This is a genomic window from Streptosporangium sp. NPDC004631, from assembly GCF_053601935.1.
In genome coordinates, this window is record NZ_JBSGCR010000004.1 from 84,267 (window position 1) to 104,879 (window position 20,613).

General features: G+C 69.3%; 20 protein-coding genes and 1 pseudogene. 9 read left to right on the top strand and 12 right to left on the bottom strand.

Annotated elements, in window-relative coordinates; translation table 11 throughout:
• The first annotated feature begins 212 nt into the window (after positions 1 to 212).
• Positions 213 to 809, top strand: coding sequence for a flavin reductase family protein (locus tag ACWEF2_RS05255; protein ID WP_453812106.1), 597 nt, complete (start codon positions 213 to 215; stop codon positions 807 to 809).
• Between the two features lie 16 nt (positions 810 to 825).
• Here the strand turns inward: ACWEF2_RS05255 and ACWEF2_RS05260 are convergent, their stop codons facing one another.
• Positions 826 to 1,716, bottom strand: a complete 891-nt coding sequence (locus tag ACWEF2_RS05260; RefSeq protein ID WP_453812108.1) for an IclR family transcriptional regulator — start codon at positions 1,714 to 1,716, stop codon at positions 826 to 828.
• A gap of 468 nt (positions 1,717 to 2,184) precedes the next feature.
• On the opposite strand from ACWEF2_RS05260, the gene ACWEF2_RS05265 reads away from it, so the two are divergent.
• Positions 2,185 to 3,384: a pentapeptide repeat-containing protein gene (locus ACWEF2_RS05265; RefSeq protein WP_453812110.1), complete on the top strand. Its 1,200-nt coding sequence runs from the start codon at positions 2,185 to 2,187 to the stop codon at positions 3,382 to 3,384.
• A gap of 178 nt (positions 3,385 to 3,562) precedes the next feature.
• The gene (locus ACWEF2_RS05270; protein ID WP_453812112.1) at positions 3,563 to 3,991 is read left to right on the top strand and encodes an SRPBCC family protein; all 429 of its coding nucleotides are present in this window, start codon (positions 3,563 to 3,565) and stop codon (positions 3,989 to 3,991) included.
• A 182-nt stretch (positions 3,992 to 4,173) separates the two neighbouring features.
• Here ACWEF2_RS05270 and ACWEF2_RS05275 read toward each other — a convergent pair whose 3' ends face one another.
• The 3 genes from ACWEF2_RS05275 to ACWEF2_RS05285 form a co-directional block, all read right to left on the bottom strand.
• The gene (locus ACWEF2_RS05275) at positions 4,174 to 4,806 is read right to left on the bottom strand and encodes a hypothetical protein (RefSeq protein ID WP_453812114.1); all 633 of its coding nucleotides are present in this window, start codon (positions 4,804 to 4,806) and stop codon (positions 4,174 to 4,176) included.
• A 145-nt stretch (positions 4,807 to 4,951) separates the two neighbouring features.
• Complete coding sequence (locus ACWEF2_RS05280; protein ID WP_453812116.1) at positions 4,952 to 5,776, bottom strand: alpha/beta fold hydrolase; 825 nt, start codon at positions 5,774 to 5,776, stop codon at positions 4,952 to 4,954.
• 33 nt (positions 5,777 to 5,809) lie between these two features.
• A complete protein-coding gene (locus tag ACWEF2_RS05285) occupies positions 5,810 to 7,204 on the bottom strand; it encodes an NAD(P)H-quinone dehydrogenase (protein ID WP_453812118.1) in 1,395 nt (464 codons plus the stop codon).
• 140 nt (positions 7,205 to 7,344) lie between these two features.
• Between ACWEF2_RS05285 and ACWEF2_RS05290 the strand changes: the two genes are divergently transcribed.
• From ACWEF2_RS05290 to ACWEF2_RS05300, 3 genes are all read left to right on the top strand, one after another.
• The gene (locus tag ACWEF2_RS05290; RefSeq protein WP_355591670.1) at positions 7,345 to 7,794 is read left to right on the top strand and encodes a gamma-glutamylcyclotransferase; all 450 of its coding nucleotides are present in this window, start codon (positions 7,345 to 7,347) and stop codon (positions 7,792 to 7,794) included.
• 137 nt (positions 7,795 to 7,931) lie between these two features.
• Positions 7,932 to 8,735, top strand: coding sequence for a purine-nucleoside phosphorylase (locus tag ACWEF2_RS05295; protein WP_453812429.1), 804 nt, complete (start codon positions 7,932 to 7,934; stop codon positions 8,733 to 8,735).
• Positions 8,736 to 8,944: 209 nt separating this feature from the next.
• Complete coding sequence (locus tag ACWEF2_RS05300) at positions 8,945 to 10,576, top strand: phospho-sugar mutase (protein ID WP_453812120.1); 1,632 nt, start codon at positions 8,945 to 8,947, stop codon at positions 10,574 to 10,576.
• Between the two features lie 101 nt (positions 10,577 to 10,677).
• Here ACWEF2_RS05300 and ACWEF2_RS05305 read toward each other — a convergent pair whose 3' ends face one another.
• Positions 10,678 to 11,307 carry a PH domain-containing protein gene (locus ACWEF2_RS05305; RefSeq protein WP_453812122.1) on the bottom strand — a complete coding sequence of 210 codons (630 nt, stop codon included), beginning with the start codon at positions 11,305 to 11,307 and terminating at the stop codon, positions 10,678 to 10,680.
• 36 nt (positions 11,308 to 11,343) lie between these two features.
• On the bottom strand, positions 11,344 to 12,423 hold the full coding sequence (locus tag ACWEF2_RS05310; RefSeq protein WP_453812124.1) for an adenosine deaminase: 1,080 nt from the start codon (positions 12,421 to 12,423) through the stop codon (positions 11,344 to 11,346).
• 503 nt (positions 12,424 to 12,926) lie between these two features.
• Between ACWEF2_RS05310 and ACWEF2_RS05315 the strand changes: the two genes are divergently transcribed.
• Positions 12,927 to 13,829: an NADP-dependent oxidoreductase gene (locus tag ACWEF2_RS05315; protein WP_453812126.1), complete on the top strand. Its 903-nt coding sequence runs from the start codon at positions 12,927 to 12,929 to the stop codon at positions 13,827 to 13,829.
• 69 nt (positions 13,830 to 13,898) lie between these two features.
• On the opposite strand, the gene ACWEF2_RS05320 is transcribed toward ACWEF2_RS05315, so the two are convergent.
• Both ACWEF2_RS05320 and ACWEF2_RS05325 read right to left on the bottom strand, forming a co-directional pair.
• A complete protein-coding gene (locus ACWEF2_RS05320) occupies positions 13,899 to 14,252 on the bottom strand; it encodes a cupin domain-containing protein (protein WP_453812128.1) in 354 nt (117 codons plus the stop codon).
• 36 nt (positions 14,253 to 14,288) lie between these two features.
• Positions 14,289 to 14,909: an AMIN-like domain-containing (lipo)protein gene (locus ACWEF2_RS05325; RefSeq protein WP_453812130.1), complete on the bottom strand. Its 621-nt coding sequence runs from the start codon at positions 14,907 to 14,909 to the stop codon at positions 14,289 to 14,291.
• A gap of 433 nt (positions 14,910 to 15,342) precedes the next feature.
• On the opposite strand from ACWEF2_RS05325, the gene ACWEF2_RS05330 reads away from it, so the two are divergent.
• On the top strand, positions 15,343 to 17,298 hold the full coding sequence (locus ACWEF2_RS05330) for a hypothetical protein (protein ID WP_453812132.1): 1,956 nt from the start codon (positions 15,343 to 15,345) through the stop codon (positions 17,296 to 17,298).
• Position 17,299: 1 nt separating this feature from the next.
• Here the strand turns inward: ACWEF2_RS05330 and ACWEF2_RS05335 are convergent, their stop codons facing one another.
• The 3 genes from ACWEF2_RS05335 to ACWEF2_RS05345 form a co-directional block, all read right to left on the bottom strand.
• Positions 17,300 to 17,731 carry a hypothetical protein gene (locus ACWEF2_RS05335; protein ID WP_453812134.1) on the bottom strand — a complete coding sequence of 144 codons (432 nt, stop codon included), beginning with the start codon at positions 17,729 to 17,731 and terminating at the stop codon, positions 17,300 to 17,302.
• A 261-nt stretch (positions 17,732 to 17,992) separates the two neighbouring features.
• Positions 17,993 to 18,295: a DUF397 domain-containing protein gene (locus ACWEF2_RS05340; protein ID WP_453812136.1), complete on the bottom strand. Its 303-nt coding sequence runs from the start codon at positions 18,293 to 18,295 to the stop codon at positions 17,993 to 17,995.
• A 19-nt stretch (positions 18,296 to 18,314) separates the two neighbouring features.
• Positions 18,315 to 19,163, bottom strand: coding sequence for a DUF5753 domain-containing protein (locus ACWEF2_RS05345; RefSeq protein ID WP_453812431.1), 849 nt, complete (start codon positions 19,161 to 19,163; stop codon positions 18,315 to 18,317).
• Between ACWEF2_RS05345 and ACWEF2_RS05350 the strand changes: the two are divergent.
• Positions 19,074 to 19,319: pseudogene (locus tag ACWEF2_RS05350) on the top strand (hypothetical protein); the annotation flags it as partial. The gene ACWEF2_RS05345 and the pseudogene ACWEF2_RS05350 overlap by 90 nt on opposite strands.
• Positions 19,320 to 19,331: 12 nt before the next feature.
• Here ACWEF2_RS05350 and ACWEF2_RS05355 read toward each other — a convergent pair.
• The gene (locus tag ACWEF2_RS05355) at positions 19,332 to 20,612 is read right to left on the bottom strand and encodes a thymidine phosphorylase (RefSeq protein ID WP_453812138.1); all 1,281 of its coding nucleotides are present in this window, start codon (positions 20,610 to 20,612) and stop codon (positions 19,332 to 19,334) included.
• Position 20,613: the final 1 nt, after the last annotated feature.

Consider the following 20,613-nt stretch of genomic DNA (forward strand, 5'->3'; position numbering starts at 1 on the left):
AAGGTAGCCCGCCGGGGCCGGCGAGCGGGTCGTTCCTCCCGATGAGTGAGACCCGGCCCACCCCCGCCCGGGATCGGCCGGGACACCGGGCCACGCCCCGTGCCCCTTCCACTCAGCGGGATCCGGCCCCGGTGAGGCCCGCCGGAGGTCCGTAACTTCGTTACCCGAGGCCGCCGACGGGGCGGCGCCCGACGTTACCCGAGGTGAACCGCATGACAGCCGAACCCTCACTCACTCCGGACTCCACCGGTGTGGCTCCGCCCGATCCCGCGGAAATGCGGCGGGCGATGAGCATGTTCGCGAGCGGCGTGACGGTCATCACCGGCGTCGACGGCGGCGAGCCGGTGGGATTCGCGTGCCAGGCGTTCTCGTCGGTGTCCCTCGAACCGCCGCTGATCCTTTTCTGCGCCGACCACAACAGCCGCACCTGGCCGAGGATCAGGAAGTCCGGGAGGTTCAGCGTGAACGTGCTGGGCGAGGGGCAGTCCGACCTCTGCGGCCGGTTCGGCTCCAGCAAGGGCGGAAAGTACGACGGGCTCGACTGGGAGCTGTCCCCGTGGGGCACTCCGGCGCTGCGCGACGTGCTCCTGCGCGTCCACGCCGAGGTCGCCGACGTGCACGTCGCCGGGGATCACGATGTGGTGATCGGCCGGGTACTGGAGGTGGAGCAGGGCCCCGGGCGGCGTCCCATGGTGTTCTTCCGCGGGCGGTTCGGCATCGACCATGAGACGGACGCCGAACAGGCGCTGTTCGCTCCCGGTCTGTGGGGCTGGGCGGATCAGTGGGACTGGGATCGGGCTCGGGGATGACGACGGGCCGTGCGGATCACAGCCAGCCGTCGTTCCCGCCCATGGTGAGCAGTCGGTCCATGGTCTCCGTCGACCAGTTGCGGTCCGGCACCCGGACGGCTTGACGGGATCGCCCCCGCTGGCTGTCCAGGTCGGGGAAGAGGGCGAGTGAGGCCTGACGTGCCGCGTCGACCACCAGCGGGGCGACGTTCTCCAGCGGCGTGCGGGTGTCGCCGACGAGAGAGATGCTCGCCACCGGGCCCTCGTGGCCTCGGATCGCCGCGGCGGCACACGAGATGCTGGGGACGTTCTCGCCCCGTTCGAAGGCCAGCCCCTGGCGCTGCCGGACGCGGTGCAGTTCCTGGTGCAGGGTGCCGATGTCGCCGATGGTGCGGCTGGTGAGCCGGCTGACCTTGCCTCCGACGAGTTCCTCGACCCGCTCGGGCTCCAGCCAGGCGAGGATCGCCTTGCCCAGCGCGGTGGAGTGCGCCGGGGCGCGGCCGCCGACGCGGGAGGGCACGGACAGGGCGAACCGCCCTCCGGCCTTGTCCAGGTAGAAGACCTCCGAGCCGTCCAGGACCGCCAGGTGGACGACCATCCTGGTTCTCATCTGCAGGTCGTGCAGGAGCGGCGCGGCGGCTTCCCGGATCTCGCCGTGGCTGCCGTCACCCCCGCCGATTCCGAGCGCCCGCTTGCCCAGGCTGTAGCCGAAGGACGAGTGCTCCAGCCAGTTCAGTCGTACGAGTTGGTCGAGGATGCGATGCGCCGTCGAGCGTGGCAGGTGAGTGCACCGAGCCACGTCCTCCAGCGTGAGCTGGGTGAAACGGCCGTCGAACGCGTCGATGATCAGCGTCATCCGCTCGACCATCGACGGCGGGAGCTCTCGCCGCGCGGACGCGGCCTGGCCGAACTCAGAGAGAGCGGTCATCACATCCCCCCAAAACCGAAATGAATTCTTGTTGCGGAATGTAGCAACAGGACAAGCGCCAGGAAAGAGGGGGAAGGATATCCGAATGATACTTTTTGTCTGATTCATCCTGGGGGTCCGTGAGCCCCCACCTCCTCTACGCCGGGAAGATTTTCGCAGGACGTTCCGGGTTCCGAGGACCCGCCCGCCACTCCGCGGAGCATGATGGCGAGCCGAATCAGATTCATGCCATATGTAACATAAGGCCAATAAGTACGTCAACAGACACAACACCGTCATATCTTCGCAACAAACCGCTGTCAGCCAGCCCCTCACTTGATCGCTTTCCGTGGCCTCCACCGCGTGCCGCCGGGGCGGGGAACGGTTCGGCCGGAGGTCGTGGAGAGCCTGTTCTGAAGGTGCAAGCGGCCGTCTAGCGGAATGCAACGGTCCGCTGGCACCATCGGGACTGCTCTAGAGGAGGCTTCCGTGCGTCGTTCCATCCCCTTGACACTCGTCGCAGCGATCTTCGCGCTGTCGGGGACCATGATCTCCCCCGCCCAGGCCGCGGCGGGGCCGTGCAGGCCCGGCCAGGGCGCCAACCTGCGCGGCAAGGACTTCACCAGGGGCGCGCAGCTCCCCTACAGCCTGCGCTGCGCCGACCTGACCAAGGCGAGGCTGAGGGGCGTGGAGCTTCTCCAGAAGGACCTGACGGGAGCGATCCTGCGCGGCGCCGACCTCCGGCAGGCCAACCTGACCCAGGCCACGCTGAAATACGCCGACCTGCGCGGCGCCGATCTCAGCGAGGCCGACCTCGGCCAGATGCACGCCGACCACGCCGATCTGCGCGGCGCGATCCTGGTCGACGCCGAGGCCGGGCAGGCCGAGTTCCCGCACGCCGACCTGACCGGGGCCAAGCTGACCCGGGCCGAGCTGACCCAGGTCAACTTCACCAACGCCAAGCTGATCGACGCCGACCTCAACGAGAGCAGCCCCGGCCAGCTCAAGGCGCGCAAGGCCGACTTCACCCGGGCCAAGCTCCACGAGGCCAAGATGGGGCAGTCGAACCTGGGCCACGCGACGTTCAAGGACGCCGACCTGAGAGAGGCCGTGTTCACCCAGGCCGAGCTGGACGGCGCGGACTTCACCGGCGCGCTGGTCGAGGGCGCCTCCTTCGTCCAGGCCGACGACGCGGACCTGACCGGCGCCAGGGGCACCCCGACGGGCATCACCGGACTGCCGACCACCCCGCCCGTCGTCACCGACACCCTCACCCGCACCTCCCCGGCCGAACGGCCGTCCACCACCTCCCCGGGAGGCCTGTCCGTCGGGCTCGTCATGGTCGTGCTCAGCGCCGTGGGGCTGGCGGTCACCGTGGTGATCTGGGGAGTCAGCGCCCAGCGACGGACCAGGCGCAACACCCGGTTCGCGCTCATGCGGCGCGGAGCCGAGGAGGACATCACCCGGCTGGGCGAGGAGATCGACCAGCTCGACTACGAGTTCCAGGTCAGCGGACGCGGCGGCATGACCGCCGACGGCGACTGGCGGCACGCGATCGACGCCTACGAGGCGGCCAAGAACGCCCTGGCCGTGGCCAGGCGGGAGGAGGAGCTGCACTTCGTGGGACGCGCCGTACAGGACGGCAGAAACGCCCTGGGCCGTCTCCGCACAAGATCATCTCATCGGTGAGACACCCTCGGCGGTGCGACCTCACACCCGCCGCGGGGAACGCCCGGCGTCCCCGGCGTAGAGGTCGAGATGGACGGCCCTCGCTTCCATCACCTTTCAGGGCCTTTCCCGGCACCTCTGGTCAAACCGGAAATCGCTACTTAAAGTGATCATGCATACCGCCTGAGATGAGGAACCGATGCGCGAGATCACCGCCACCATCGACATCGCGGCTTCCCCCGACCACGTCTGGGACACCCTCACCGACTTCTCCCGATACGCCGAGTGGAACCCCATGTTCACCGGCGGTTCCGGCACCCTGACCGCCGGCAGCCCCCTGGCCCTCCGGATGCCCTTCGGGGGCATCGCGATGACCTTCAAAACCCTCGTCCTCGCAGCCGACAGAGGCCGCCTGCTCCGCTGGCGCGGACGGCTGATCGGCCCCTCGATCTTCGAGGCGATCCACGAGTTCGTCCTCACCCCCGGCGGGAAGGGCACCACCGTGATCCAGCGGGAGACCCTCGTGGGACGGCTGGTGCCCCTCGCCGCACCGATGATCGACAAATACGAGAAGCAGGTCGTCCGCCTCAACGAGGCCCTGAGAACCCGCTGCCAGACGGCCCTCTGACGACCGACCCACCGGCGCCGAACCACGGATCGACCCCCGTGACGGAGACGCGCCGGCGGTCCCCGCGTCCGTGGAGGCAGGACACCGGCAGGCCCATCACGGCGATCCACTCGACCGGCCCCACCTCGGGCCGGAGGAACCCGCACGCTTGATCATTCCGCCGTGCGGGCTCCGTACCGCGGTCAATCCTGGACGTGGTCCAGCAGGGAGTCGAGGGCCGCCTTCGCCTCGGCGGGGGTGGCTCCTGTCGCCCTGCGCCATGTCCTGATGGCGGCGAGGCGATCACCGGCGCGGGCCTGAGCGACCGCGAGTCCGGCGTACGGAGGCCGGCCGGGCAACAGGGCGGGGACGGGTCGGCCGCGCGGTTCGCCGCCCCGGCCGCTGGGGTCGTGCTCGGCGAGCGAGGAGTGCAGCTCCCCCAGGGGACGGCGGTCCGGCGGCGGCGCGGTGCGCACGGCGACCAGCTCCCAGCCGGGCTCCGCCTGTTCGGGGTCCCGGCCGGCCCGAATGCCCAGCAGCGCCGGATCGTCGAGCAACTGGCAGACGTTGTAGATGATCTCGTACTGCATGGTCCGCACCACGTCGGTCAGATCGTCCACGTCGGCGCCGGAGGCCAGCATCCGGTGCAGCGCGGCAGCCGTCGGATGGTCCGGGACGCCGTCGGACGGGGTGCCGCGGAACCAGGACTCGATCCACGACGGGTGACCGTCGACGCGGGCGTCCTCGTCGACCAGCAGACTCCACAGATCGGTGAGAAACAGTTCACGGCTACGAGCCGGCCACCCGTCATGACCAAGGTCTTCGTGTGATGCCACGCCGCCAGCCTGCCATGCCGGCGTTGGCCGAACACAGCCGGGCGTGACCTTGAGCCGCCTCCTGAGGCCCACACGCCGTACTTACGAGTCGGCGGACCGGACTCCGGCCTCTTCCCCCGGCGATCCCCGCCAGGGGGTCGAGGGCTCAGCGGCCGGAGTCGGCCAGGTGGGCGAGGAGGAGGGCGTTGACCCGGCCGGGGGCCTCCAGCTGCATCCAGTGGCCGACGTCTTCGAGGCGCTCGTAGCGCCAGGGCCCGGTGACGTGCGCGGCCGTACCGGTCATCGACTCCTCGGTGAGGAAGCGGTCGCGGGTGCTCCACACCCCCAGGGTTGGGGCCTGGATGGGCGGCAGATCGAGGGGCGGGGCGATGAGGGTCTCGGGCCTGACGCCGGTACGGTAGATCGCCAGGGCGGCGGTGAGCGCCTGGGGGTCGCGCATGCGCTCGACGACCTCGCCGGGGTCGGGGTGCTCGGCCAGCATCTCGCGGAGGTTGCGGAAGTCGTTCTGGCTGAGCCACCGCTCGGCGATGCCGGCGAACTGGAACAGCAGCATGTACCAGGACTTCTCCCGCTGCGGCAGGCCCGCGGCGGCCAGTGCGGCGGGGTGCCCCACCGACAGGCAGGTGAGGCCGGCCACCCGCTCCGGTGCCGTCATGGCGAGGATCTGCACGAGCGCCGACCCCCAGTCGTGGCCCACCAGATGCGCCCGGTCGATCCCGAGATGGCCGAGAACGGCGAGGAGGTCGCCGACGTACCGGTCCAGCTCGTAGTTCTCCAGCCCGACCGGCTTGTCCGAGGCGCCGACCCCGCGCAGGTCGGGGGCGATCGTACGGTATCCGGCGGCGTTCAGCGCGGCCACCTGGTGCCGCCAGCAGGCGTGGGTGTCGGGGTAGCCGTGCACGAGCAGCACGGCGGGCCCCTCCCCGCTGACCTGCACGTGGAGACCTGTGCCGTTGACGTCGACACGCATCACGCCGCTCCGATCACGTCGAACGACTCCGGGTCAGATACCGCTGGGGGTCATGGGCTGCATCAGACGGCGGGCCGCCTCGGTGATGGAGCCGGACATCGAGGGGTAGACGGCGAAGGTGTGGGCGAGCTGGTCCACGGTGAGCCGCTGCTGGACGGCCACCGAGACGGCCAGGATCAGCTCGGACGAGCTCGGTGCGACCACCACGCCGCCGAGGATGATGCCGGTGTTCGGACGGCAGAACAGCTTCACGAAGCCGTCGTTGAAGCCCTGCATCTTGGCGCGGGCGTTGGTGGCCAGCGGCAGCTTGACGACGTTCGCCTCGACCTCACCGGCCTCGATCGCCTTCTGCGTGACGCCCACGGCGGCGATCTCCGGGTCGGTGAAGATGTTGGAGGCCACGGTCGCCAGGCGGAGCGGCTGTACGGCCTCGCCGAGCGCGTGCCAGACCGCGATCCTGCCCTGCATGGCGGCGACCGAGGCGAGCATCAGCACGCCGGTGCAGTCACCGGCCGCGTACACGCCGGGCGCGGAGGTGCGGGAGACCTTGTCCACCTGGATGAAACCACCCCGGTCGAGGACGACCCCGGCCTCCTCCAGGCCGATCCCGGAGGTGTTGGGGACCATGCCGACCGTCATCAGGCAGTGGGTGCCCTCGGCGGTCCTGCCGTCCTCCAGGGTGACGACCACACCGTCGGCGGTGCGCTTGACGGACTCGGCCCGGGAGCGGCCCATGACGTGCATTCCCCGGCGCCGGTAGACCTCCTCCAGGACCTCGGCGGCGTCGGCGTCCTCGTTGGGCATCATCAGGGCGCGCGAGGAGACGAGGGTGACCTCGGAGCCCAGCGAGCGGTAGGCGCCGGCGAACTCGGCGCCGGTGACGCCGGAGCCGACCACGACGAGGTGCTCGGGCAGCTCCTCCAGGTTGTACATCTGACGCCAGGTGAGGATGCGCTCGCCGTCCGGCTCGGCGGTGGGCAGGATGCGCGGGGTCGCGCCCGTCGCCACGATCACGACGTCGGCGTGGACGGTCCGGTTTCCGGCCCTGACGACCTGCGGGTCGACCAGCCTTCCGGCGGCCCGGATCACCTCCACGCCCTCTGCGGCCAGCCGGGCGGCGATGTCGGCGGACTGCGCCTGGGCCAGCTTCTTGACGCGCGTGTTGACCAGCGGCATGTCGGCGATGACGCCGCCGACCTCACCGTCGGGGCCGCCGGTGTAGTGCACGCCGAGCATGGTGGCGTCGAGAAGCGCCTGTTTACGCACCGAGGTGGCGATCAGAGTTTTCGACGGCACGCAGTCGGTGAGGACGCAGGCCCCTCCGGGGCCGTCCTGTTCGACCACGGTCACCTCTGCCCCGAGCTGCGCGGCCACCAGCGCCGCTTCATAGCCGCCGGGCCCGCCACCGATGATCACGATCCTTGTCACATGCACCATTCTCCCGCATCTAGGGACCAACCGCCTCTGGGTCCCCCGGAAAAGCACGAAAGCCGCATGCTTCCAGCGGAAATCAACACGACACCGAGGCGGAGTGAGCGTCCGGCCGATCTTGGATTATGTTGGATGCCGTGCCTGTCTACGCCGCCTACGGCAGCAACATGGACCCAAAGCAGATGGCCCAGAGGGCCCCTCATTCTCCCATGCGGGGGTCGGGCTGGCTTCAGGGCTGGCGCCTGACGTTCGGCGGGAACGATCTCGGCTGGGAGGGCGCTCTCGCCTCCATCGTCGAAGACTCCGGCGAGCAGGTGTTCGTCGTGCTCTACGACGTGCCCGAATGGGACGAGACCACTCTCGACCAATGGGAGGGCGCGACGCGGGGGCTGTACCACAAGGTCAAACTCCGGGTGCAGACCCTGGACGGCGAGGTCGTGGCCTGGTTCTACGTGCTCGACGGCTACGAGGGCGGCCTGCCCTCCGCACGCTACCTGGGCATCCTGGCCGAGGCCGCCGAGAAGGCCGGCGCGCCGGACGACTACGTCAAGGACCTGCGCAGCCGCCCCTGCACGTCAGGAGGCTGACCGGCATACGGCCCGCTCACCCACACCCGCCGGCCCGCACCGTCCCGTTCCAAACCACCTGCGGTGGGGAAATGTCGTGATCGGTCTGGAAGCTCCCCGACAGGATCCGACGGGAAATGGCGAGTACGCTCGGTGAGGTGACCAATGACCCGTATGCACTCGCCACGGACGCCGCGACCGCGCTGAAGGACGCCGTCGGGGTCGCCTCCTTCGACGTCGCGCTGGTGATGGGTTCGGGCTGGGTACCGGCCGCCGACGCGATCGGCGAGACGATCGCCGAGATCCCGGTGACCGACCTGCCCGGTTTCGCGCCCCCCGCCGTGGCCGGCCACGCGGGCAGGATCCGCGCGGTGCGCGCCGAGTCGGGCAAGACCGCGCTCATCTTCCTCGGCCGCACCCACCTCTACGAGGGCCGGGGCCCGGAGGCGGTCGTGCACGGCGTGCGGACCGCGATCAGAGCGGGGGCGGGCACGATCGTGCTGACCAACGCCGCCGGTGGGCTGCGTCCGGAGACCCAGCGGGTCGGCGAGGCGGTGCTGATCAGTGACCACATCAACCTGACCGGCGCCTGCCCGATCACCGGCGCCACCTTCGTCGACCTCACCGACGTCTACACTCCGCGCCTGCGCGACCTGGTCCGCGAGGTGGAACCGTCGATGACCGAGGGGGTCTACGTGGCCTTCCGCGGCCCGACCTACGAGACGCCCGCGGAGGTCCGCATGTGCCGGGCGCTCGGCGGCGACATGGTCGGCATGTCCACGGTGCTGGAGGCCATCGCGGCCCGCGAGGGCGGTGCCGACGTGCTCGGCCTCTCCCTGGTCACCAATCCGGGCGCCGGACTGGTGGGCGAGCCGCTCAACCACGAGGAGGTGCTGGCGGTCGGCGGCGCCACCGCCTCGCGCATGGGCGGGCTGCTCGCCAAGGTCGTCGGCAAACTGTAACCCGGCAGGTCACGGAGGCGGCCGTCGGCCCGTCCGCCGGAACGCGGAACGTCAGGCGACCCTCCGTCCGGAAGCGGGCGGCCCGGGCTTCAGCGGAGACACCCGGGATGAAGCCGGTCATCCTGCCCCGGGAGTGGAGCAGACGGCCGGGAGGTGAGTGGGCGGTTCTCCCGCCTGAAGCGAGATCCGCCTGGAGCGGGAGGATGACGATGAGCAGCGATCTTGTACGGCTCGCACTGTCCTGGCTGGCTCAGGACCCCGACCCGGAGACCCGGGCCGAGCTGGCGGCACTCCTGGAGAACGGCGACGACGACGCGCTGCGCGAGCGGTTCGGCGGCAAGCTTGAGTTCGGCACCGCCGGTCTCCGGGGCGAGCTGGGCGCCGGTCCCAACCGGATGAACCGGGTCACCGTCATGCGCGCCGCCGCCGGACTGGCCGAGGTGCTGGGGCCGGGCAGGCATGTCGTCATCGGTTACGACGCCCGGCACAAGTCCGACGTCTTCGCCCGGGACACCGCGGCCGTGCTCACCGGTGCCGGTCTGCGCGCGTCCGTGCTTCCCTCGCCGCTGCCCACCCCGGTGCTGGCCTTCGCCGTACGGCGTCTGGGCGCCGACGCGGGGGTGACCGTCACCGCCAGCCACAACCCTCCCCGGGACAACGGCTACAAGGTCTACTGGGGCGACGGCTCCCAGATCGTGCCGCCGATCGACGCGGAGATATCCGCCGCCATCGACGCCGTCGGCCCGGTCTCCGAACTGCCCCTCGGCTCGGGCTGGGCCGAGCTGGGGGACGATCTCGTGGCCGCCTACCTGACGGCGGTGACGGCGCTCCCGCTCGGCGACGCCCGTGAGCTGCGGGTGGCCTACACCCCGCTGCACGGCGTGGGCGGAGCCACGTTGACCCGGGCCTTCCTGGCGGCCGGATTCGACGCCCCGGCGACCGTCGAGGCCCAGGCTGCCCCGGACCCCGACTTTCCCACCGTCGCCTTCCCCAACCCTGAGGAACCCGGCGCGATGGACCTCGCCCTTGAGCTCGCCCGGCGCGTCGGCGCGGACCTCGTGCTGGCCAACGACCCCGACGCCGACCGCTGCGCGGTGGGGGTGCCGACACCCGGCGGGGACTACCGGATGCTGACCGGCGACGAGGTGGGCGCCCTCCTCGGCGAGCACGTGATCCGGCGGACCTCCGGCGACGGACGGCTGGTGGCCACCACCATCGTCTCCTCGTCGCTCCTCGGCGCGATCGCCTCCGAGTACGGCGTGCGCCACGCGGAGACCCTCACCGGCTTCAAGTGGATCATGAAGGCCGGGGAGGGACTGGTCTTCGGGTACGAGGAGGCCCTGGGATACAGCGTCGGGTCCGAGGCCGGGCTGCCGGTCCACGACAAGGACGGCATCGGCGCCGCGCTGACCGTGGCCGGGCTGGCCGCCCAGGCCAGGCTGGACGGCCGTACCCTGCTCGACCTGCTCGACGACCAGGCCCGCCGGTACGGCCTGCACGCCACCTCCCAGCTCTCGGTCAGGGTGGACGACGTGTCACTGATCACGGGCGCGATGGCCCGTCTCCGTGCCGCCCCGCCGGTGGAGCTCGGCGGTCGCAAGGTCGAGTCGGCCGACGACCTGAGTGAGGGCTCAGCGGACCTTCCCCCCACCGACGGGCTGCGTTACCGCCTGTCGGACGGTGCCCGCGTGGTCGTCCGCCCCTCGGGGACCGAGCCCAAGCTCAAGTGCTACCTGGAGGTCGTCGTCCCGGTCACCGGCGAGGTGCCGGCGGCCAGGGAGCAGGCCGTAAGGGCCCTTGACGCCCTGAAGGCCGACCTCTCCGCCGCCCTGGGCCTGTGACCCGTCCCGCCCCTCTGGCCTGACCCCCTCCCGTCCCTGGGCCTGTACCCCATCCCGGCGCGCCGGGCGTAGCCTCTCCCGCCGCGTCGGCCCCGCGCCCCTCAGACGGTGACGAGGAGGAGCACCACCAGGATGAGCGCGGCCAGCAGGGCGGCCAGGGCGGCGGGGGCCCAGGTGACCTTCACCCGCTCGGGTTCACCGGTCTCCGGCGCGGTGGGCTCGTGGGCGGCGGCCGTCCGTCTGGCGGCCTCGGCGCGCTCGGTGATCTGCTCGCCCACCCAGTCGGCGTGGGTCTTGCCGGCCAGCGCCTCGGCGGCGGCCTGCTCGCCCTTCGGACGGACCGGCTCGGTCTGGTGGCGGCCCCTGGCGCTCACCGGACGTGTCCGGCGTGCCGCCGTCGCCCGCTCCCGGCCCGAGGCCTGCGGTGTCCAGCAGCGGACGCTCCGGCCTCCCGCCGTGATCTTGATCGAATGGGAGACCGTGACCTCCTCCACCTGCGACCACGGCACGAAGGTGTTCCTGAGCGGGTTGCGGACCAGCACGCCGTCCTCGGTGATGATGATCGCCGGGCGCAGGCAGGTGACGAAGACCAGCACGGTCAGCACGGCCAGCACGACGGCGGCGGTCGCCGAGGCCGACCCCCTGTAGCGGAGGATCAGATCCACCGTGTTGAGCGCGGCGAACACCATCCAGATCCAGCCGAGGAGCAGCGCGGCCTTCGACCGGAACACCTGTTTCAACTCGTTACTCCGCTCGGGTGAACCCGCTCACGCCTGCCACTTGAGCCGCGCGAATCCGGGCTTGATGACGCCGTTGATGAGCGCCAGGCGCTCGTCGAACGGCAGGAACGCCGACTTCATGGCGTTGATGGTGAACCACTGCAGGTCTTCCCAGCCGTAGCCGAACGCCTCCGACAGTTTGGCGAACTCCTCGGAGACGGTGGTGCCGCTCATCAGCCGGTTGTCGGTGTTGACGGTGACCCGGAAGTTGAGACGGCGCAGCAGGCCGATCGGGTGCTCGGCGATGGAGGAGGCGGCCCCCGTCTGCAGGTTGGAGGTCGGGCACATCTCCAGCGGGATGCGCTTGTCGCGGACATAGGCCGCCAGGCGGCCGAGCTTGGCCTCACCGTCGCCCTGCACCGTGATGTCGTCGATGATCCGGACGCCGTGGCCGAGCCGGTCGGCGCCACACCACTGGATCGCCTGCCAGATCGACGGCAGGCCGAAGGCCTCCCCGGCGTGGATGGTGAAGTGGGCGTTCTCCCGCTGGAGGTACTCGAAGGCGTCGAGGTGGCGGGTGGGCGGGTAGCCCGCCTCGGCGCCGGCGATGTCGAAGCCCGCCACGCCGACGTCGCGGTAGCGGACCGCCAACTCGGCGATCTCCATGGACCTGGCCTGGTGGCGCATCGCGGTGAGCAGCGTGCCCACCCGGATGCCGCGGCCCTCGGAACCCGCCCTGAACCCCTCAAGCACGGCCTCGATGACCTCTTCGAGGCTCAGTCCCGCCGAGGTGTGCTGCTCGGGGGCGTAACGCACCTCGGCGTAGACCACGCCGTCGTCCGCCAGGTCCTGGGCGCACTCGGCGGCGACCCGGACCAGCGAGTCGCGCGTCTGCATGACGCCGACCGTGTGGGCGAAGGTCTCAAGGTAGCGCTCCAGCGAGCCGGAGTCGGCGGACTCCTGGAACCAGGCGCGCAGGGCGTCCGCGTCGGTCGTGGGCAGCCTGTCGTATCCCGACTCGCGGGCCAGCTCGACGATGGTCCCGGGCCGCAGGCCGCCGTCGAGGTGGTCGTGGAGCAGCACCTTCGGAGCCTGGCGGATCTCCTCCAGGGTGGGTGACTGACTCATCGAGAGTCCTCTCTCTGGCGGGCGGTTCTCTGGTGGACGTTCGGCGGTGAGGCGGAAACCCTCACGGATGATCGCGGGAACCCCCTCGCACGCGAGGGGAGGATGTCAACATCCTAGGGTCGAGGACCCCGTCACAGCTCGGGAGGAGCCCCGGCCGCCTCGTGACCGGCTACCCGGCCGCTTCTCAACGCGCGGCGCCGGACGCGGACCGCACAGGACGATGACGCCGGTCATCCAGGTGAGTACCCGCCGTCGCATGGCTTCGATGGCGGGTCAGCCGTCGATTCGCGCCGGCTCGTACGACATAATGTGATAGTGGAAACTGGTTCTAATCTCATGCCAGTGGTGCGAGGCCGTCACTGGCCCATGACGTGGCGGACTGTGGGACCGGCGCTCCAGCCGTCGACGGCGAGCCCCGGCCACGGTCGACGCGAGTTCGCCCATCAGCGAATGGCAAGCAACAGAGCAGGGAGCATGTCCGAAATATGAGAGCGTTCGTCAAGGTGGAATCCGGCGTCAACGGTATCGAACCGGCAGAGGTGGCAGTCCCGCGGATCGACGACGACGAGCTGCTTGTGCGCGTCAAGGCCGTCGGCGTCGGCATTCACGACTCCTACTTCCTGCCGGGTGACGCGAAGTACCCGTTTCCCATCGGGATCGAGGCGGCCGGTGTCGTCGAGCAGATCGGCAGCGACGTCTCCGATCACCGGCCAGGTGACCGCGTCGCCTTCGTCAGTTCGATGCAGCCGAAGGGCGGAACGTGGGCGGAGTACGCCGCGGTCAAGGCCGGCTCCCTCATCGTGCCGATCCCCGCCGACCTGGACTTCGTCGAGGCGGCGGCTGTCCCCGTCGCGGGTAATACCGTCTTGCGGGCGGTGAAAGCCCTGGAGGCGGTACCCGCCGGCGGTTCATTGTTCATCGCGGGAGGTTCGGGGGCGATCGGCACCTTGGCCATCCAGGTCGCCCGGACACGGGGATGGCGGGTCGGCGCCTCGGCCTCCGAACGCAATCACGACCACATGCTCTCGCTCGGGGCCGAGGCGGTTGTCGACTACCACGACCCAACCTGGCCCGAACAGATCCGGCAGTGGATGCCCGGCGGGGTCGACGCAGCGATAGCGGTTCAGCCCCATACCTCGGCGGACAGCCTGAGCGTCGTGAGAGACGGCGGGAAACTCATCACCATCTCCGGGGACGTCGTGGCTCCGGAGCGCAACGTGCGCGTGGAAATGGTCCCGCACGACACCGACGTCCGAGGCGAACTGACGCAGCTGATGATGGAGATCGCCCGGAACAAGAAGCGAGTGGAGATCGAACGGGTGTATCCGTTCGAAGAGGCTCAGGCGGCCCTGGCGAAGGTCCAGACTCGACACGCTCGGGGCAAGCTCGTCCTGCGTCTGAAATAGCCGGGCCCTGAGCGACGACGGAACGGCCCGTGACGTTGGTGAGCCGACGCGGGCGGAGACGTCGCCCGGCTATCCCTCGCGGTTGGCGGTGCCGGGTGAGAAGGCCGGCAGGCAGACGGCGACGTACTCGGCGCCGTCGGGGCCACAGCTGTAACGGATCTTCTCCCCCGGCTCGCTGACGAACGCCTGCCCGGCGTTGACCTCGGTCGTGCCCCCCTCGTGCTCGACGACGACCGCGCCCTTCAGCACCAGGGTGTACTCGGTGAACCCCGGTGTCTGGGCCGGCTCCTCCCAGCCCGCCGGAGCCGTCATGTGCGCGATCGAGATCTGGCCGTCACCGCTGTTGACCCGGCCGACGTACTCGTCGATCGTCTTGCCGCCCGGGACCGGGATCCGCGTCGCACTGTCGATTTTGCGTACCATCAGGCCAGTTTGCCACTGCTTGCCACCGCGCGGGCGTCAGTGGGCGACGTCGACGACCAGCCGGTTCGGGTCCCGCTGCTCCAGCACCCGGAAGCCCGCCCTGTGGTCGAGGACGATGCCCACACCGACCACACCCTCGAAGTCGCCGGTCCTGACCACGTTCCGCAGGTTGCCCAGCCTGGCCGGGAAGACGGGTCCGCCCACCCAGGTCGGGGAGCCGGACTCGGTGTGGGCCTGGGCCATGCTCAGCGACACCTGAAGGTAGGCCCCGCCCTTGACGGCGATCGGTTCACCCGAGCCGTCCTGGACGAGTCCGCGCGTCCAGCGCACGGTGTATCCGGGCAGTTCTCCCCTGAGGTCGATCACCACGCGGTCGAACCCCCCGTGCTTGGCGAACCTCACCCCGGTGACGATCGCCGGGGTGCCTCCCGGCCTGCTGACCTCGACCTCCTTGGTGCTCGTCGGGGGTTTCGGGTCCGTCGCCCCGGAGGGGGTGGGGGCCGGGAGGCTCGGCGTGACCGTGGCGGTGACGGTGACCGTGGGAACCGGCGCTGGAGAGGTCGCGGACGGCGCGGTGGTCCCACCGCAGCCGGTCAGCAGGGCGAGAGGGGCAAGGGCAACGACAACGGCAAGGGCGGCGTGAGCACGCTTCATCATGGGCCTCCTGCCTGGATAGATGCCCGAATTTCCGGAGTTGTTCACCATAGAGGAAGATCCTGCGTGACCGGATCCTGACAGCCATCGAAAGAACACGTCAGGGGCAGAGGAATCCGGGGGACGTGTACGGCTCGCGCGCCGTACGCGGCCCCGTGCTCTCCGTACGGCGCGCGAGCGCGCTCAGACGGTCTCCAGTGCCGACCGGTGCGGGAAGTTCCGGAAGTACCGCATGGAGAGTTTCACCGGCCCCGACCACGGTAACCCTGTTTAAAACACCGGCTGACGGCATGTACGCGGTGACGGGTTTCACGGAGAACGCCGGCGCGGAGGCAGTCCGTTAAAGCCGCTAAAGCTGTACTATTCACCACTTAACCCGCGCATAGCACGGTTAGCGTGAAATAAATGAAATAAGGCAAAAGGAACGGTGAATCGCATGCCATCGGGAACGGGGCCACTGTCGCCGGACTTCACCGGGATCGACCCCGACCTGATGCGGGGCTTCATCACCGCCCTGGAACACGGCCGCGACGTGATCGGCGAACAGTCCGAACGGATCCGGCGGCTACTCGCGGCGGCAGAGGTGTCCGCGGTGGGACTGCGCCCTCTCAAGGAAATCGAGGGCTGGATCGACAGCACACTTCCGGATCTCCGCAAACGCAACGAGACCATCCAGATAGGCGACAAATCAGCGCCCTGGATGCCCGGGGCGGGGCTGGTCACCTACGACGAGAAGAAATTCCTCTCCCCCGCCGAGGCGCGGAAACGAGGCACGGAACTGGGCGAACGCCTCCTGGCGACCGAACCGGACGGCTTCTTCACCACGGGAGACATGTCGAAGGAGTACACACAGGTCTTCAAGGAACTGACCGCCAACAGAAACGACGCCGACTACACCGCCGCCTTCTTCGCCGCCCTGGGCCTGGAGGAGACCCTGAAACTTCCCGCACGACTGCGCGAAGACCTGCGCTTCGGCGCTCCCACCGCGCCCGCCGCCCCGATCAACCCCGAAGAGGACGTCCTTCGGATCGTAAGCCAGGCGTTCGGCACCGCGGTCACAGCGGGCGCGCACGTCCCCGGCTTCGCCAAGGTCAAGGACGCGGTGCGGCAATCGGGCTCCAAAGCCGGAATGCTGCTGTGCGCGGGAAGGTTCCCCACCGACTGGCTCACCGACATGGCGAAACAGGAGCTGGCCCACCCGAAGCACATCGGCCCGGGCATTCTCTACGCCTTGGGCAACAACCCGGCTGCCGCGCGGAAGACGATCGCGGCCCTGGCCGGGCCGTACACCAAGGACCAGGCGAAGCTGAGAACCCTCCTGAAGGGACTCTACGACTACGCCGGCGGCAAGTACCTGAGTGGCGGTGACCGGAAGGATGCCTTCGGGCGGATGCTCGCCGCCGCCTCCGGCGCCTACGACGAGAAGGACGGCGGGCACAGCCCGGAGTCGGCCGCGTTCGCCTTCACCGTGATGACGACATTCGACGATTTACGCCTTTTCCAGGAGATCCGGCCCCACCTGGCGGAGATCGCGGGCGCGTACGCCACCGAGATCACCGAGGGCGCGAACATCGGCGACGCGAACATGACCGAACCCAGCGCGCTCAAGCCCTCGACCTCCGCCTTCGGCACCAGGTCGGCTTTCACCCTGAGCCCGAAGGACACCTACCGCTTCCTGAGAACCTTCGCCGACTCAGCCGCAAGCCTTGCCCCGTTCGACGAGGGGATGGGACGGTTCTCCCAGAAGCTGATCGCCGACGCCTCGGCGGCAACCCGGCGAACCGGGGACACCAAACACCTGGACCAGGTGTTCACTGCCCTGGGCAACGTGCGCGGTTTCGAGCTGGCCGCCGTCGAGAAGGTTCAGGGCAACCTCGACATGATCGACGAACAGCGGGACAAGACCGTGACCTTCATCCGCGACAGCGGTATCGGGCTGGCGAGCACATTCCTGGCGCCGACCATGCCCGCGGGCTTCGCCTGGCTGGCGCTGAGCACCACCCTCTCCGCCGAAGGCGCCTTCGGCTCAGAGGACGAAACCCGGATGGACCGGGTCAACAAACAGGACGCCCTCGAAACCCTCGGCCGCCAGCACACCTACGCCCAGCTCCTCATGGCCAACGGCTTCACACCGAAGGTGACACCCGCCGAATGGCAGGCCGCCTGCCCACCCGGCGTGGCCGTTACCGACGGGCACGGCAACCTCAGACCATTCTCCGACCTGATCAAACAGGGCAACAAGGGATTGGAGAGCTTCGAGAGGTGGATGACCGCCAACGGCATGGGCGACGATGACGAGCTGTCATTAGGAGTGCTGTCCAACCGGTTCGCGGATTCGTTCGAAAGTCGCAACAAACGAGGGCGGGAACGCGGCCTGGCCTTCGACAGCTAGCTCACGAGATCGGGAGGCACTCAGTTTCGCCCCGGACCCCGTATTGTCCGCTGCCCGGCGACTCCAGGATGATCACGGTCTTGTGTTCATCATTGGCGAGCCTGATAGGAGCATTGCCACGGTCTTCAACGATTCGGTAGGGAGCGACCCGAGAGAGTGCACCCAGTAAAAGGTCATTGAGCATGTCCCCCTCGGTCTGCGGTGCGGCATCTCTGCCGGCGGCTGCGAAGGTCCGCTTGGCTCTGCCCTCACCGCAGGGAACGTCACGCCCACCGGAATCGGTGATTCGGACGTCCAAAGCGTGACGCTCCTTCATCAGCTCGGTGATGTGTACCTTAAGAGTCTCCCCCGCCTCGGCCACCGTTGGGCCGCTGTTCCCGCAACCGGACACCGCCAGCAGCGCCGCCGCGCAGACCAGGACGCCACGCCGCACAGAACCTCTCACCAATTCCTCCAGAGCCGGCCGACGTACCGTAGATCCAATAATGTCCAACAGACCTGCCCGATGTATCGGCATCCGACGGCTCCGCCAGACGGCCAGGGCGCTCGTAGCCCCCCTCGAAGAGAAGCTCCGTCCCGGCGAAGGTTCCTCCATCCTCACCGACATGGAGATCCACGGCCCGGCCAGGAGGCGGACGTCCCGGCCGGCACGGTGGACGGATCATCGGCGGCGTACGGCTTCCGCCGCGCCGCCTCACACCTCGCGGCGCGCGGTCAGGTCGTCGAGGCCACCGCTTCTGACCGCCCGGAGAAAGCCATCCCATTCGGACGGACCGAAGGACAACATGGGGCCGTCGGGGTCCTTGGAGTCACGCACCAGGAAGAGCCGATCGACGTCCGCCCCGGCCTCGGCCGGAGCATTACCGAGGGCCGCAACCTCGACACAGTCTGGGCCGTTTCCACTGAGGGAGCTCTTCCGCCAAACGCCGACCTCTACACAGTTCGAGCCGTTACCGCTAAGGCTGCTTTTACGCCACACGATGCGGGACACGTCCACTTCAGCCTCTATTTTTCTCTTAAGGGCGAACCGCTTCAGGAGATCGTTCGATCATCTCCGCGATCAACGCTTTCGACCCCTCGATGTCAAGTGCCGCTGCCCGCAAGTGATCGAAAGCAAGGGTGTACCAGTACATCTCTTCGTCTTTCTCCACATACAGGCTACTCGTCATGCTTTCGATGTACACCACGTCAGGATCGTAAGGTTCGCGGAACTCCATAACAGCGAACGTTCCAGCGGTTGCGGGATGGACTCCTGCGGTGAACGGCAGCACCTGGATGGTGACGTTGTCTCTGTCGGCGAGTCCGAGGAGTCTGTCGTACTGCTCGCGCATAACTGCCCCTGAACCGATCCTGCGCGTGAGGACAGCTTCGTCGATCACCGTCCAGAACCGAAGTGGGCTGTCCTCACGGAGCAAAAGTTTCTGACGAGTCATACGAACTTCGACCCGTCGCTCGACCTCCGCCGGCGAGGACAGTCCCATCAAAGCTGAGCGGATGACCTCGCGAGCATAGCCTTCGGTTTGAAGGAGGCCATGTACGAGCGTGCCGTCAAAGCTGCGGATGAAAGCCGCTTCCGCTTCAAGCTGGATGTAGGTCGCATAGTCACCCGGCAGAGAGTCCGCGTAGGCGTCCCACCATCCTCTCGTACGCGCCGTTCTGGCCAGCGCGTGCAGGGCGGCACGCTTGTCAATGTCAAGCTCGTACAGGTCCACAACGACGACGCTCTTCTCCTCGTCACCGAGCTCGTCACCAACGCGGTACGCCACTCCCACTCCGGCCGTCCCGGCGGACGGGTGACGGTCTCGGTCGCCGCCCATGATGGAACGCTCCACATCGACGTCACCGATGCCGGATCGACCGAACACCAGCCCCGCATCCGCTCCGAGGTGAACGCCGACAGTGGTGAGCCCGGCCCCCCGCACCCGGCTCACCATGGCCCGGCCCGGTGCAGTGACACCGCCGGAAAAGAACGTCCTCGGAGCCCTCACCGGGCGCGGCCTGAGCGGACTTCCCGGTGGTGACGCGGTCGACCGTCAGGCGGTGACGCGGTCGATCACCAGCGGCAGCAGGCCGGGGTCGGCGGCCGCGCCGACGGCGTAGCCGCCCTCCAGGGCGGCGAGCGCCCGCTCGAAGCGGAAGGTCTCGTCGGCGTGCAGGGTCATCAGCGGCTGCCCCTCCCTGACGAGGTCGCCCGGCCTGGCGTGCAGCGTGACACCCGCGCCGAAGGAGACCGGGGCCTCCTTGCGCTCCCGGCCCGCGCCGAGCCGCCAGGCGGCCAGGCCCACGGCATAGGCGTCGAGCCTGGTCAGCACGCCGGACGAGGGCACGGTGAGCTCCATGGTCTCGGCGGCCCTCGGGAGCGGGGCGTCCGGGTCGCCGCCCTGCGCACTGATCATGCGGCGCCAGGCGTCCATCGCCGAACCGTCCTGGAGCGCCCGCTCCGGATCCCTGCCCCCGGACACACCGGCGGCCTGGAGCATCTCGCGGGCCAGCCGTACGGTCAGCTCGACCACGTCGGCGGGGCCGCCACCGGCGAGCACCTCCACCGACTCGGCCACCTCCAGCGCGTTGCCCACGGCCCGGCCGAGCGGCCGGTCCATCGCGGTGAGCAGCGCGACGGTCGTGACACCTGCGTCGGTGCCCAGCTCGACCATCGTGGTGGCGAGCTCGCGGGCCCGCTCCACGGTCTTCATGAAGGCGCCCGAGCCGACCTTCACGTCCAGCACCAGCGCCCCGGTGCCCTCCGCGATCTTCTTCGACATGATCGAGGAGGCGATCAGCGGGATCGACTCGACGGTTCCGGTGACGTCGCGCAGCGCGTACAGCTTCTTGTCGGCCGGGGCCAGCCCGTCCCCCGCGGCGCAGATGACCGCCCCGGCCCTGCCGAGCACGTCGAGCATCTCGTCGTTGGAGAGCGAGGCCCGCCAGCCGGGGATGGACTCCAGCTTGTCCAGCGTGCCCCCGGTGTGCCCGAGACCCCGGCCGGAGAGCTGGGGCACGTAGCCCCCGCACGCTGCGACCAGCGGGGCCAGCGGCAGCGTGATCTTGTCGCCGACACCGCCGGTGGAGTGCTTGTCGGTGGTCCGGCCGGGCAGCGCCGACCAGTCCATCCGGGCCCCGGATCGGATCATGGCCTGGGTCCACCGGGCGATCTCCCGCCGGTTCATCCCGTTGAGCAGGATCGCCATCGCCAGGGCGGCCATCTGCTCGTCGGCGACGACGCCCCCGGTGTAGGCGTCGATCACCCAGTCGATCTGCCCGTCGGACAGCTCGCGACCGTCGCGCTTGGTGACGATGACGTCGATCGCGTCCATG

Excerpts from the sequence above, each read along its gene's own strand:
- ACWEF2_RS05325 (WP_453812130.1), bottom strand. The coding sequence starts at position 14,909 with ATGATGAAGCGTGCTCACGCCGCCCTTGCCGTTGTCGTTGCCCTTGCC.
- ACWEF2_RS05320 (WP_453812128.1), bottom strand. The coding sequence starts at position 14,252 with ATGGTACGCAAAATCGACAGTGCGACGCGGATCCCGGTCCCGGGCGGC.
- ACWEF2_RS05300 (WP_453812120.1), top strand. The coding sequence starts at position 8,945 with ATGAGCAGCGATCTTGTACGGCTCGCACTGTCCTGGCTGGCTCAGGAC.
- ACWEF2_RS05355 (WP_453812138.1), bottom strand. The coding sequence starts at position 20,612 with ATGGACGCGATCGACGTCATCGTCACCAAGCGCGACGGTCGCGAGCTG.
- ACWEF2_RS05330 (WP_453812132.1), top strand. The coding sequence starts at position 15,343 with ATGCCATCGGGAACGGGGCCACTGTCGCCGGACTTCACCGGGATCGAC.
- ACWEF2_RS05270 (WP_453812112.1), top strand. The coding sequence starts at position 3,563 with ATGCGCGAGATCACCGCCACCATCGACATCGCGGCTTCCCCCGACCAC.
- ACWEF2_RS05260 (WP_453812108.1), bottom strand. The coding sequence starts at position 1,716 with ATGACCGCTCTCTCTGAGTTCGGCCAGGCCGCGTCCGCGCGGCGAGAG.
- ACWEF2_RS05310 (WP_453812124.1), bottom strand. The coding sequence starts at position 12,423 with ATGAGTCAGTCACCCACCCTGGAGGAGATCCGCCAGGCTCCGAAGGTG.
- ACWEF2_RS05255 (WP_453812106.1), top strand. The coding sequence starts at position 213 with ATGACAGCCGAACCCTCACTCACTCCGGACTCCACCGGTGTGGCTCCG.
- ACWEF2_RS05280 (WP_453812116.1), bottom strand. The coding sequence starts at position 5,776 with ATGCGTGTCGACGTCAACGGCACAGGTCTCCACGTGCAGGTCAGCGGG.